This is a genomic window from Roseicyclus sp., from assembly GCF_018402035.1.
Classification (GTDB): Bacteria; Pseudomonadota; Alphaproteobacteria; order Rhodobacterales; family Rhodobacteraceae; genus Roseicyclus.
Genome location: NZ_JAGYJN010000001.1, coordinates 21,963 through 34,985, shown reverse-complemented (window position 1 = coordinate 34,985; position 13,023 = coordinate 21,963). Strand labels below are relative to the sequence as shown.

Sequence of the window (13,023 nt, the reverse complement as noted above, 5' to 3'; positions counted from 1 at the left end):
ATGGATGAGAAAGATATGACCCTGCCCAGCAAAATGACCGTGGTCGAGATCTCGCGATTTGGTGGACCCGAAGTTCTGGTCCCCGCGACCGCACCTGTGCCGGTACCGGGGGATGATCAAATCCTGATCCAGATCGCCTATGCCGGTGTGAACCGCCCCGACGCCTTGCAGCGCGCGGGCAATTACGCACCGCCCAAAGACGCCTCGCCCCTGCCCGGGCTTGAGGCATCGGGCCATGTCGCAGCCGTGGGTGCCAATGTCACACGCTGGAAAGTCGGCGATGCGGTCTGCGCGCTGTTGCCGGGTGGGGGCTATGCCGAATATGCCGTCACCGCCGCCGATCACGCGCTGCCCGTGCCAAAGGGCATGACGCTGGAGGCAGCGGCGGGCCTGTGCGAGACCTTCTACACCGTCTGGACCAATGTCTTCATGCGCGGCGGGCTGAAAGCGGGCGAGCGCTTCTTGGTGCATGGCGGTGCCTCGGGGATCGGGACGACCGCGATCCAACTGGCCCGCCTGCGCGGTGCGCGCGTCTTTGCAACGGCTGGCAACCCCGTGAAATGCGCGGCTTGCGAAAGGCTGGGGGCCGAGAAAGCCTTTGACTACCGCGAAACAGATTTCGTCGCCGCCATGCGTGCCGAAGGCGGGGCCGATCTGATCCTCGACATGGTCGGCGGCGACTATATCGCGCGTAACCTTGATGCTTTGGCGATGGATGGGCGGCTGGTGCAGATCGCCTATCTGCAAGGTTCCAAGGTCACGCTCGACATGATGCAGGTGATGACACGGCGCTTGACGATCACCGGCTCGACACTGCGGCCGCAATCCCATGAAGCCAAGGCCACCATCGCGCGCGCTTTGGAGGCCGAGGTCTGGCCGCATCTGGAAAACGGCGCGATTGCGCCGGTGATGGACAGCACCTTTGACCTTGCCGATGCGGCAAAGGCCCACGCACGGATGGAGAGCGCCGCCAATATCGGCAAGATCATCCTAAAGGTCGCCGGTGCATGAGCGATTGGCGCGCCCATGACATCTCGGCCCGGCATCGTATCGCCTCACGCGGGACGCCGGGCCTTGAGCTGGTGTTGCGCCAGCGCGGCGACCACGGCCCGCCGGTCTTGTTCGTGCATGGCGCGACCTTCTCGGGGCGGCTGTTCGATATCCCCTATCCCGGGCTAAACTGGTTGCAGGTGGCCGCCGATGCAGGGTTCTCCGCCTATGCCATCGACATTCGCGGCTATGGGCTGTCCAAGCCCGACGCCTTTCCCGAGGGGCGGGCTTACGCCACAGGCGATGAAGCCATCGCCGATATCGGGGATGCGGTCGATTGGATCGCCGCGCGCCACGGGGGCGCACAGGTGGCGGTGGTCGGCTGGTCTTGGGGGACGCTGACGACCTCGCGCTATGTCATTGGCCCCGGCGCAGGCAAGGTCAGCGCGCTGGCGCTTTACGCCCCCATCTATGCCGAGGTGAACGACGACTGGATCGCCGTTATGGCCGATCCCACGGATCGGACCCGCCACCGCGATTTCGGCCCTTATCGCCATGTCGATCTGGCCGACACAAGGGCGCGCTGGGATGCGCAGCTGCCCCAAGGTGCCGATTGGCGCGATGAGGCGGTTCTGCGCGCGATGGTCGCCTCCTCCATCGCCGATGATGGCGGCGTGGGCGATCATTTCCGGGTGCCGAACGGCACATTTCTCGATCTGTGGGAATGCTTCAACGGGCGGCCCATCCATGACCCTGCCGCCATCACCTGCCCCACGCTATTGATCCGGGGCGCGCAAGACCCGACCGCGACCCGCAGCGACAGCTTGGCGCTGTTCGACAGGCTGGGGGCGGCTGACCGCACTTACGTCGAGATCGCGGGCGGCACGCATTTCATCAATGCCGAGACCCGCGCGCCCGCGCTCTTCGATGCGGTCAATGCGTTCTTGCACAGGACGCATGGCAAATGATGCAGCAAATCCTCGACATGGGCGCGCAGATCGCCTAACGGGGGCGCGACCCACGCCTTTTGCGTGAATTTCCGAACGGACCTCCTCCTGATGATCACGACCCTGACCGAAGCCCTCGCCGAACGCGGGTTCGACGTGCTGACAGATGTCCAGCAAGCCGTTACCGCCCCAGAATTGGCGGAGGCCGACCTGTTGGTCTCGGCGCAGACGGGTTCGGGCAAGACGGTCGGCTTTGGCCTTGCCATCGCACCGACGCTGATGGGCGAGGAAAGCCGCCTTGGCCCGCCCGCAGCACCCTTGGCGCTGGTGATCGCACCGACGCGCGAATTGGCGATGCAGGTGCAGCGCGAATTGGCTTGGCTTTACGGCAAGGCAGGCGCGCGGGTTGTCTCGTGCATCGGCGGCATGGATGCCCGCGAAGAACGCCGCGCGCTGGAACGTGGCGCGCATATCGTCGTCGGCACGCCGGGGCGCTTGCGCGACCATATCATGCGCCGGGTGCTTGATCTGTCCGATATCCGCGCCATCGTGCTGGATGAGGCCGACGAGATGCTCGATTTGGGCTTTCGCGAAGATCTGGAATTCATGCTGGGGGCCGCCCCATCCGAGCGGCGCACGCTCTTGTTCTCGGCCACTGTGCCGCCCGCGATTGCCGAGCTTGCCAAGCAGTTCCAGCGCGACGCGGTGCGCGTCACCACGCTGTCGCGCGGCAGCCAGCATGCCGACATCAGCTATCAGGTGGTCCAAGTCGCGGCCCAAGATGCCGAGAACGGGATCATCAACCTGCTGCGCTTTCACGATGCGCCGACCGCCATCGTGTTCGCCAATACCCGCGCCACGGTCGCGCGTTTGGCCGCGCGCTTTGCCAATCGCGGGCTGTCGGTCGTGAGCCTCTCGGGTGAGTTGAGCCAAGATGAGCGCAGCCATGCCTTGCAAGCGATGCGCGATGGGCGCGCGCGGGTTTGCGTGGCCACCGATGTGGCGGCGCGTGGTATCGACCTGCCCAAGCTTGATCTGGTGATCCATGCCGATCTGCCCACCAATACCGAGGCGCTTTTGCACCGCTCGGGGCGCACGGGGCGCGCGGGGCGCAAGGGCATCTCGGCGATGATCGTGCCCGACAAGATGACCAACAAGGCCTCGCGGCTGCTCAAATGGGCCAAGATCCAAGCGGAATGGACCTTCGCCCCCACGGCGGACGAGATCTTGGCGCTGGACGAGACGCGGCTTTTGGATAATCCGCTTTGGACCAATGCGCCGAACGAGAATGAAGCGGCCTTTGCCGCCAAGCTGATGGCGACGCATAGCCCGGAACAGATCGCAGCCGCCTGTTTGCGGCTTTACCGCGCCGGGTTGTCCGCGCCCGAGGATCTGGGCGCACCTGCCGCACCGGGCGCGCGGCCTGAGCGTCAGGCCTTCGGCCCCTCGGTCTGGTTCGCGCTGTCCGTCGGCCGCGCCCAGCGCGCCGAGGCGCGCTGGCTTTTGCCGCTTTTGTGTCGGGCGGGCAATCTCGACAAGGCGCAGATCGGCAAGATCCGGGTCGAAGAAGACCAAACTTTGGTCGAAATCGCCGAGGCTGCCGCTGCGGGCCTTACGGCGCGTCTTGGCGCGGATGGGATGCTGGAAGATGGCATTACCGCCAAACAGCAAGGTGGCGCGCCGCAAAACCGCCCCGTGCGTGCAGCCGCGCCCAAAGCGGCACGGCCAGCTGTAGAGGCGGACAGCACATCTGTGGCTGAACCCGTTGCACCACGCCCGACCCAAGCGCTGGAACCGGTGATCGCGCCGGCAGCACCCAAACCGGCTGATGTCGCTGTGCCGGATGCAAAGCCCGCGCAGAAACCAAAATATGATCCCGACCGCGCGCCCGCAAAGCGGGCAGCCCCGCGTGATGCGCCGCGTGACGCGGCCCCCCGCATGGACAAGCCCAACGAAGGCAAGCCGCGCAGCGGTAAACCCGGCGGCAAGCCCAGTGGTGGCAAGCCCTATCGCGGTGACGACAAAGCTGGCCCAAGGCAGGGCGCATCCGACCCGGCAAAGCGCTTTGGCAAACCCGGCGGCAAGCCCGATGGGAAACCGGGTGGCAGAACCGAGGGGAAACCCGGCGGCAAGCCCAGTGGTAAGCCCAATGGTAAGCCCGGAGATAAACCTTGGTCCAAGCCGGGCGCGGGCAAACCCTATCGCGGGGATGCCAAGCCTGCGGCAGCGGATGGACCTAGCACGCCGCGCGCGCGGCCCAATGCCGCCGACCCTTCGCAGCGCATGAGCCGCCCCGGTGGCAAGCCCGGCGGCCCCGGCAAACCGCGCAGCGGCAAGCCCGCGGGCCGCACTGGTCCCGGTGGTCCGCCTGCACGCGGTGGCAAGGGTGGCGGCAAAGGCAAACCTTAAGGGCAAAGCTGGGCGGCCAGCCTAGTTGCCCGCCGTTCCCCCAACATCGGCAGGCGCAACCGAGACCGATTTTACGATGGCATGCACCCCCACGCCGGGGGCAAGCCCAAGGGCCGTAGCAGAACGGCGCGTGACGCGCGCCAACACGCGACCGGCGGCGGTATCAATCGCCACGATCGCCCCCGGCCCCGTGCCCGCACGGATGTCTTGCACAAGACCCGGTAAGATATTGAGCGCCGACAACCCCTCGGGGCGGTTACGCGACAAGATCACATCATGCGCGGCGATCCGCAGACGCAGTTGCGTGCCGGGGGTATGGGCCAATTGCGGCAAGAAAAGCGCGATGCCATTGGCCTCAAGCTCGCTCAGCCCATCATCATGATGGCGCACCACGCGCGCAGTGATCAGCGCGCCCGCCTCGCGCGCACCGGCGGGCAGGATCGCGGGATCGCCCAAGACCTGCTCTGCCGGGCCTTGCGCCACCACGCGACCTGCCGCGATGGCGACCACGCTACTGGCCAGCCGCGCCACCTCGGAGGCGGAATGGCTGACGTAAAGGATGGGGATATTCACCTCATCGCGCAGCCGTTCGAGATAGGGCAAGATCTCGGCCTTGCGCGCCTCGTCCAGCGCGGCCAGCGGCTCATCTGCCAAGATGAGCTTTGGTGCCGACAAAAGCGCCCGCCCGATGGCCACGCGCTGCTTTTCACCCCCGGAAAGCGCACCGGGCCGCCGGTCGAGAAGGGGGCCGATCCCCAGCATCTCGACGATGCGCCCCTGATCGACGCGCGGGGCGGATCGGGGGGCAAACCATGCGCCATAGGCAAGGTTCTGGCGCACGCTGAGGTGCGGAAACAGTCGCCCTTCTTGAAAGATATAGCCCAAGCGGCGCTTGTGGGGGCGCAAGCGGATGGCTTGGGCCGTGTCAAGCAGCACCCAATCGCCCAGCGCGATCCGCCCCCGGTCGGGCGCAAGCAACCCCGCCACCGCGTTCACGATGCTGGTCTTGCCCGAACCCGAGCGCCCGAACAGCACCGTCACACCCGGGGGCGCCTGAAACTGCACATCAAGCCCGAAGCCCCCGAAATCATGCCCAAGCGATACCGACAGCATCACGCCCCCCCGACCCGTCGCGCGACCCGCCGCGCCAGCCATTCCGAGACGACAAGTGCGGCCATCGCCAGCACCACCGCCACGATGACAAGCCGCGTGGCCGCCCCCTCGCCGCCGGGAACCTGCAAGAAGGCGTAGATCGCCGAGGGGATGGTCCGTGTCTCGCCGGGGATGTTGGAAACGAAAGTGATCGTCGCCCCGAACTCTCCCATCGCCTTGGCAAAGGCGAGGATCGTGCCTGCCACGATACCGGGCAGCGCCATTGGCAAGGTGACAGTCAAGAAAACCCAAGCCGGTGCCGCGCCCAAGGTGGCGGCGGCTTGTTCCAGCTTGGGATCTACTGCCTCGATCGACAGGCGGATGGCGCGCACCATCAAGGGAAAGGCCATGATCGCCGCGGCCAGCGCCGCGCCTGACCAGCGAAAGGCAAAGACGATCCCCCAATCAGCCAAGAAAGACCCGATTGGCCCGCGCGTGCCGAAACTCAACAACAGCAGGTATCCCGTGACCACGGGCGGCAAGATCAAGGGCAGATGCACCAGCCCGTTGATGATCTGCTTGCCCGGAAAGGACCAGCGCGCCAGCGCATAGGCCACGAAGATGCCAAATGGTAGGCTGCACAGCGTTGCCCAAAGCGACACGCGCAGCGACAGCGCGACGGCTTGCCATTCGGCGGGGCCAAGCCAATCGGTCATGATCTAATCGCCCAAGACGGCAAAACCTTGCCGCACAAAGGCCGCGCGCGCCGCATCGCCTTGCAGATAGGCCACTAAGGCCGCCACGCCCGTGCCGTCGCGCCCGGCCAGACGGGCCAACGGATAGACGATGGCCGGGTGACTTTCGGGGGGAAAGGTGGCGATGATGGTGACATTGTCCGCAGCATTTGCATCGGTGGCATAGACGATACCATAGGGGGCCTCACCCAAGGCGACCAGCGCCAAAGCCGCGCGCACATTGTCGGTTTGTGCCACGCGGTCAGCGACCCCGTCCCACAGGCCGAAGTGTTCCAGCGCGGCCTTGCCATAGATACCCGCAGGCACCGCATCGACCAGTGCCATCGCCAAACGCCCATCACCAAGACGCGCGGCCAGATCAAAGCCCGGCCCGATCTCGACCGGGGCGGCCGCACGGCCATGGGCGATCAGCACAAGCGTGTTGCCCAAAAGATCAAAACGCCCACCGGGTTCGATCAGCCCCTCGGCCGCGATGAGATCCATCCAATCGGTGCTGGCCGAGATGAAGATATCGGCAGGCGCGCCTTGGCGGATCTGTTGGGCCAGCGCCGATGACCCGGCAAGCGAAAGGACCAGATCATGCCCCGTCGCGGCCTCGAAACCCGGTTCGATCTCGGCCAGCGCCGTGGTCAGGCTGGCTGCGGCGAACAGATGCACCGGGCCGGTTTCGGCCCCCAAGGGCGCGGTTGCGGCCAAGAACAGGGCAAGGCCTGCCAAAGCCCTGCGCAGGGTGGCGGCGATGCGTCTTGGCTTGGCGTTCGTGCAGGGCATGATGCCTTATGCCGCCAGAGCGTGATCCGTGGCAAGTCGCGCGCGCGCCGATCTTGCGCGGCGTCAAGGCGGATCTCGGCGCGCCCGCCCATCTTGGGGCCGACAGACGCCACCAGACTCGGCAGGCCCGCCCGTGCAGATACCGCTTGAAATCGCCTTCACCCATGTCGCCCCCAGCGACGAGATCAAGGATCTGATCGCCGACAAGATCGCCCATCTCGAAAAAATCTACGACGGGATCATCAGCGCCCATGTCCAGATCCGCGCACCCCATCAGCGCCACCAGACGGGCAATCTGTTTTCCGTCACCATCGAACTGCGCGTGCCGGGCCGGGCGCTGGTGGTGCGCCGCGGTCAAGACAAGGCCGCGCGCCACGAGCATCTGCGCGTCACGCTGCGCGAGGCCTTCGCCGCAATGGAGGTGGCGCTGCGGCATTGGAAAGACACCGCCAAGGGCGAGGTCAAATCTCATGGCGCCACCTTGCAAGGCGAGATCGTGCAACTTGATCTGGCGCGCGAGTTCGGCCAGATCCTCGCCACCGACAACCGCTTGATCTATTTTCACAAGAACAGCCTTGTGGACGGCGCGTTCGGCGATCTGCGCCTGCATGACAAGGTGGCCCTTGTCGTGGGCGGCGATGACAGCGTGATCGGCCCGCATGCCAGCACCGTGCGCCCCATCACCGCCCTGTCCTACGATCCCGCGACCAAGCCCAGAAGCCGCTAGCGGGGTCGCGACAACGGCCTTGCGGTGGCGGCCCCTCTCGCCCAAACTGCGGGCTATGAGCTATCGCATCGACTGTCTGCAATATGCCAACTGGTCGCCCGAGATCTTTCGCCAGATGCGCGAGGGCGGGCTTGACGCCATTCATGTCACCATCGCCTATCACGAGACATTCCGCGAAACGATTTTGAACCTCGAACGCTGGAACCGCTGGTTTGCCGATCACCCCGATCTGATCTTTCAGGGCATGACCGGCGATGATGTGCGCCGCGCCCGCGCCGAGGGGCGTACGGCGATCTTTTTCGGTGCGCAAAACCCAAGCCCGATCGAGGATGACATAGGGCTGGTCGAGATCTGGCACCGGCTGGGCCTGCGCTTCATGCAACTCAGCTACAACAACCAATCGCTGCTGGCGACGGGTTGCTATGAGGCCGAGGATGCCGGGCTGACCCGCATGGGCCGCGAAGTCATCGCCGAGATGAACCGCCTGGGCATGGTCGTCGACATGAGCCATTCAGCCGACCGCTCGACCATCGAGGCCGCCGCACATTCCACCCGCCCCATCGCCATCACGCATGCCAACCCGCATGACTGGCACCCCGCGCTGCGCAACAAGCGCGACCCGGTGATCCGCGCGGTGACCGAAGCGGGCGGCATGATGGGCTTTTCGCTCTACCCTCATCACCTGAAGGGCGGCAGCGATTGCAGCTTGGCCGATTTCTGCACCATGATCGCGCGTATGGTCGAGACCTATGGCATCGCGCATTTCGGCATCGGCTCAGATTTGTGCCAGAACCAGCCTGACCGCGTGGTGGAATGGATGCGCACGGGCCGCTGGACCAAGGGCGTGGATTACGGCGAAGGCAGCGCCAGCGCCCCCGGCTTTCCGCCGCAACCCACATGGTTCTGCGACAACCGCGATTTTCCGGGGCTGGCGAAAGGCTTGCGCGAGACGGGTTTCGACAGCGCCGAGGTTGACGCGCTGATGGGCGGCAATTGGCTGCGGTTCTTCGATGACAGCTTCGGGCCCATTGGGGGGTAGGCGCATCATGATGGAGACAGCCACCACACCAGAGGTCACAATCGCCCGCCGCGCGCCCGAGACGGTGATGCGGCTGTCGCGCTTGGGCTCGTTCCATCAATCGCGGCTCTCGTTCATGCGCGTGCTCTTGCGCCGCCTGCGCCAAGAGGGCTGGCGCTATGAGCGGCGGCACTTCGACATCGACGCGCGCGGCGTGGGGGTGGCGGTCTATACGATGCATGGCCCCGACCGCGCCTATAGCCTTGTTGCTTTTGGTCATGATCTGCCACCCGAAGCGCGCAGCGACCGGGTCATCGCCACCGCATGGGATGCGACCTTTACCCTGTTCGACGGCATCCCCGAGGCGTCCGATATCGCCCGGCTGGGCGCAGAAATCCCGCTGCAGGAAGCGGGCCGTGTCAGCGCGCGCGAATTGTCGGTCTCGCGCGCCAACCGCTCGGTGCGGCTATTCGATCATGTTGTTACGGCGCTGGCGGCAGGGCATCAGCCCGATGCCGATCTGGTCGCGGGCGTGGGCTATGTGATGCGCACCACGGCGGTTTATGGCTCGGGCAAGCTTGGGGCCGCCGACCGCGAGACGATTGCGATGCGACCCGAGTTCACCCCGCCCTTTCAGGTCGAAATGCTGACCGTTTGGCTGATCCGTGCCTTCGTGCTGGATCTGGTCGAGGAAATGGCCCGTAAACGCGCGCCCAAGACTGCGACCGTGATTGCGCCTGATCTGCGCCGCATGATCGGGATTGGCAATTCCACTGGGCTTGGCATGGCGCCTTTCTTGATCAGCCATCCGATCTTGTTCAACAATTGGATCATGGCCCGAGAAGAGGCATTGGCCCGCGTGCGCGCCATCGCCCTGCCCGACCCGGCCCGCATCGCCCGCTTTTCTGCCATTCTTGCGCGCGCGCGGCGCGCCGTGGCGCTGTGGCAGTCGGACCATCCGGTCCAGATCGCGCGACTGGCCGATCTGACCGAGGATCTGGGGCGCTTGGCCGCGCATCTGGAGGGCGCCGATCTGGCCACACCGCTGGGCTGGGACGCGCTGTGGCGCTGGGGCGCTGCGCATCTGCACGAGGAAGGGCAGGAAATGTTGGTTTCGCTCTTGCTGGAGCCGCATGGCGATCTGGTCGATGGGCTGGCCTGCTGCATGGCCGCCGACGAGGACGCGGGTTTCACCATCGACGGCGCGATGTCGGTGGGCCGGCTGCGCGCGATCTTGGGCGATGTCTATGGCTGGGCGCGCGATCTTGATTGGCAGGCGGCCGAGGCGCAGGCGCGCACATGGTATGTTTCGGCCGCAAAGCAAGAGCCGCGCTTGGGTGAGACATTGCACGAGGATTTAAGCGCTTATGAACAGCCGCTTGCCCCCGGGCGCGATGCGATGCGCCTCGAGGTGGCCTTGCGCGATCTACCCGAGGATGCGCCTATCGCGGGGGTCTTGCTGGCCCATCCCGAACATCGTCATAGCGTCAGACGCGCCCAGATCGCCGCACGCCACTCCTATGCCGAAATCCGCGACAACACCATCGGGGCCAATCTGATGCCCATCGACATGCTGCGCGCCAAGCTGTCGTTTTTCGGCGCGGGCTATTTCGATCCCCGCTCGGATCGCTGGGTGCGGATCAACATGTTTCGCGGCGCGCCTTTCCCGCATGAATTGCATGATCTGCCCGAGGATGATTGGGCCTATCCGCCGCGCGAGGCATCGGCGTGATCGCATTATCGCTGGGCGAGGCCGAGGCTTTGCTGCGCAAGGCCGCGCGCGGTGCCGGGCGGACGTGGGGCATGGCCGAGGAATTTGGCCGCGCCCTGCGCTGGCTGGAGGGGTCAGGCTTGGCCGCGATGGCATTGGCCGCCGATCTCTTGGCCCAAACAGACGGCATGGCGGATGCGGCCCTGGCCCCGGCATGGGAAGAAAAGGGGGGCTTGGTCCATCACGGCGCGGCACCTCTTTGCCCCATCGCGCTTGGGACCGCGCTGTCTGACCATGCAAATGCGCCGGGCGCGATGGGGCGCATCGGCCCTGTCTTGGCCCCGCTGCTTTTACTGCCCTATCTGGCCGATATCGCGCGCCGCCATCGGCAAGGTTACGCCGTGACATGGGGCGAAAGCCGGTTTGCCCTGACGGCAAGAGGGGCGCTTGATGCACATAACGTCCCTGCCCCCGCGCAAAGGCTGGCCGATTGGGTAGCATGGGGGCCAAGCGACACAGAGCATGCCGCCGCGGCCTTACAGCCGCACCGCGCGCATTGCCCATTATCAGCCTATGCAAGCCTGAACCGGCTTGCTGAGCGCACCTTTGCCCCCGAGACCGAGGCGCGCCGATTGTCAGGCGCGGGCGAGGCAAAGCCCAGCCCAGACGCAGCAAGACCAAAGACAGAAGGATAAGACACATGGGCCAGACCGAGACATTGAGCTTGGGCGAGATCGAAGCGCTCGCCTACCGCGCTTTGACCCGTGCAGGTGCCAATGGGAAAGCGGCAACCGCCCTCGCGCGCGCCACCGCCCAGACCGAGGCCGATGGCGTCGCCAGCCACGGTCTGGCCTATATCCCGATCTATTGCGAGCATCTGCGCTGCGGCAAGGTCGATGGCACCGCGCGCCCGATCATCACCCAGCCCAAACCGGGGCTTGTACTGGCCGATGCGGCCACGGGCTTTGCCCATGTTGCAATCGCGGCGGGTTTTGAGGCCTTGATCCCTGCAGCGCGCGCTCAAGGTATCGCGGCACTTGCCGTGTCGAATTCCTATAACTGCGGGGTCTTGGGGGTGCATACGCTGACGCTGGCCCATGCGGGGTTCTTGGCGCTTGGCTTTACCAATGCGCCTGCCTCCATTGCGCCATCGGGGGGCACGCGCCCCGTGGTCGGGACCAATCCGATCTCGCTTGCCGCACCCGACGGGGCGGGTGGCGCGGCGCTCTTGATCGACCAAAGTGCCAGCACCATCGCCAAATCCGAGATCATGAAACATGCCCGAGAGGGCCGCCCCATCCCCGAAGGATGGGGGCTGGATGCGGATGGCAACCCCACCACCGATCCGGAGGTTGCGCTGAAGGGTTCGATGGCACCATCGGGCGGCTACAAGGGTGTGGGCCTTGCGCTTTTGGTCGAAACCATGGCTGCGGCCATGACCGGGGCAAATCTTGGCATGGATGCAAGCCCCTTTTCCGGCACGGCGGGTGGGCCACCGCGCACGGGCCAAGTTTTTATCGCGATTGATGCGGAAACCAGCTCGGGCGGGGCCTTTGCCGCGCGCATCGCACGGCTGACCGGCGAGATCCGGGGCATGGCCGGGGCAAGGCTCCCCGGTGATGGACGCGCCAAGGCGCGCGCGCGCGCCCAGACCATGGGCGTGGCGGTCAGCGTGGCAACCTTGGACAAGATCCGCGCGCTGTGATCAACCCTTAGGCTCTTTGCGCTGAAGCAAGCGCTTGGGGCGCAGCGCCTCGGCGGCGTCGAAAAGGCCGAAGGTCTGGTTGACGTAATTCACCACGCCGCCGATCTGCTCGAGATATGTCTTCAGCTCTGGTGTGCGCTCGGCTGCGACCAGTTGGATGGGGCGGGCGGGATCATTGGTTTCGAACTGGCAATAAAACAGCGGCTCGCCACGGCGCAGGATGATATCCTTTTGCGGCTCATGCCATTCAAAGCCCCACATCAAGGCGCGTGGCCAGATATTGATCGGAAAGCGACCGCCAAAGATTGTGCCGGGCAATGGCTCTTTGCGGTAGTGGAGGAAGGGGGACAGCTGGGTGAGATAGACCATCTCATCGGCGATGAAGCAGTATGGCAGCACAAGCTGGAGGGTCGGGCGGTCGGGAAAGCGCCACTCGGCCTCGTTCACCAAGACCACGGCATCGGCAAGCTTGTTGGCGCGGATCGTGCTTGTATTGCCCGCCCGGTTGACCAGCCGCGCCTTGCCATCGGCATCGCGCGAAAAGCCAAGGTGCAGGTCAAAGGGGCATTTCACCATGAAATAGCGGCTTTCAAGCTGCACCACACCGGGGCAGCGACCCGCAGATTTGGCATGGGCGCGATTGGTTTGGCGAAACGATACACGCTCGGGCGGGTCATAGAGCACGGCCTGCTTATCGCTGGTCAAAAACCAACCCACGGATACCGGCCCAGAGCTGGGCCCATCCTCGGGGCGCTCGAAGGTAAGATTAATTTCCATCACGCCATCATCACTTGGGAACCATGATCCTTGTCTTTCGACAGATCACGCACTTAGGATAATGACATCCACTCTAGGCGCAAGGCGATCTTGCGATTTGCGCGCGGTTTGATGGAACCGG

Annotated in this window: 12 protein-coding genes; 8 read left to right on the top strand and 4 right to left on the bottom strand. The window is 65.3% G+C overall.

The genetic code is table 11. The features are described 5' to 3' along the window. Positions 1 to 15: 15 nt before the first annotated feature. From KG698_RS00170 to KG698_RS00160, 3 genes are all read left to right on the top strand, one after another. Positions 16 to 1,011 carry an NAD(P)H-quinone oxidoreductase gene (locus KG698_RS00170; protein WP_213684236.1) on the top strand — a complete coding sequence of 332 codons (996 nt, stop codon included), beginning with the start codon at positions 16 to 18 and terminating at the stop codon, positions 1,009 to 1,011. Then, a complete protein-coding gene (locus tag KG698_RS00165; protein WP_213683565.1) occupies positions 1,008 to 1,958 on the top strand; it encodes an alpha/beta fold hydrolase in 951 nt (316 codons plus the stop codon). The genes KG698_RS00170 and KG698_RS00165 overlap by 4 nt, the downstream gene beginning before the upstream one ends. 90 nt (positions 1,959 to 2,048) lie before the next feature. Next, positions 2,049 to 4,346, top strand: coding sequence for a DEAD/DEAH box helicase (locus KG698_RS00160; protein WP_213683564.1), 2,298 nt, complete (start codon positions 2,049 to 2,051; stop codon positions 4,344 to 4,346). 21 nt (positions 4,347 to 4,367) lie between these two features. On the opposite strand, the gene modC is transcribed toward KG698_RS00160, so the two are convergent. Genes modC through modA form a run of 3 tightly spaced genes read right to left on the bottom strand, consistent with a single transcriptional unit; the run spans position 4,368 to position 6,964 of the window. Further along, positions 4,368 to 5,459, bottom strand: a complete 1,092-nt coding sequence (gene modC / locus KG698_RS00155; protein WP_213683563.1) for a molybdenum ABC transporter ATP-binding protein — start codon at positions 5,457 to 5,459, stop codon at positions 4,368 to 4,370. Next, positions 5,459 to 6,154: a molybdate ABC transporter permease subunit gene (modB, locus tag KG698_RS00150; protein ID WP_213683562.1), complete on the bottom strand. Its 696-nt coding sequence runs from the start codon at positions 6,152 to 6,154 to the stop codon at positions 5,459 to 5,461. The genes modC and modB overlap by 1 nt, the downstream gene beginning before the upstream one ends. Positions 6,155 to 6,157: 3 nt before the next feature. After that, positions 6,158 to 6,964: a molybdate ABC transporter substrate-binding protein gene (modA, locus tag KG698_RS00145; RefSeq protein WP_213683561.1), complete on the bottom strand. Its 807-nt coding sequence runs from the start codon at positions 6,962 to 6,964 to the stop codon at positions 6,158 to 6,160. A gap of 133 nt (positions 6,965 to 7,097) precedes the next feature. On the opposite strand from modA, the gene KG698_RS00140 reads away from it, so the two are divergent. From KG698_RS00140 to KG698_RS00120, 5 genes are read left to right on the top strand one after another with little or no spacing between them, the layout of a single operon-like run. Further along, complete coding sequence (locus tag KG698_RS00140; RefSeq protein ID WP_213683560.1) at positions 7,098 to 7,691, top strand: HPF/RaiA family ribosome-associated protein; 594 nt, start codon at positions 7,098 to 7,100, stop codon at positions 7,689 to 7,691. A 55-nt stretch (positions 7,692 to 7,746) separates the two neighbouring features. Next, positions 7,747 to 8,730, top strand: a complete 984-nt coding sequence (locus KG698_RS00135; protein ID WP_213683559.1) for a membrane dipeptidase — start codon at positions 7,747 to 7,749, stop codon at positions 8,728 to 8,730. A gap of 10 nt (positions 8,731 to 8,740) precedes the next feature. After that, entirely contained in the window at positions 8,741 to 10,441 is a 1,701-nt protein-coding gene (locus KG698_RS00130; protein ID WP_213684235.1) for a hypothetical protein, read from the top strand. Further along, the gene (locus KG698_RS00125) at positions 10,438 to 11,115 is read left to right on the top strand and encodes a DUF3726 domain-containing protein (RefSeq protein ID WP_213683558.1); all 678 of its coding nucleotides are present in this window, start codon (positions 10,438 to 10,440) and stop codon (positions 11,113 to 11,115) included. The genes KG698_RS00130 and KG698_RS00125 overlap by 4 nt, the downstream gene beginning before the upstream one ends. 5 nt (positions 11,116 to 11,120) lie before the next feature. After that, entirely contained in the window at positions 11,121 to 12,125 is a 1,005-nt protein-coding gene (locus KG698_RS00120; RefSeq protein WP_213683557.1) for an Ldh family oxidoreductase, read from the top strand. Here KG698_RS00120 and KG698_RS00115 read toward each other — a convergent pair whose 3' ends face one another. Then, on the bottom strand, positions 12,126 to 12,902 hold the full coding sequence (locus tag KG698_RS00115; RefSeq protein ID WP_213683556.1) for a hypothetical protein: 777 nt from the start codon (positions 12,900 to 12,902) through the stop codon (positions 12,126 to 12,128). It lies immediately after the preceding gene. Positions 12,903 to 13,023 lie beyond the last annotated feature (121 nt).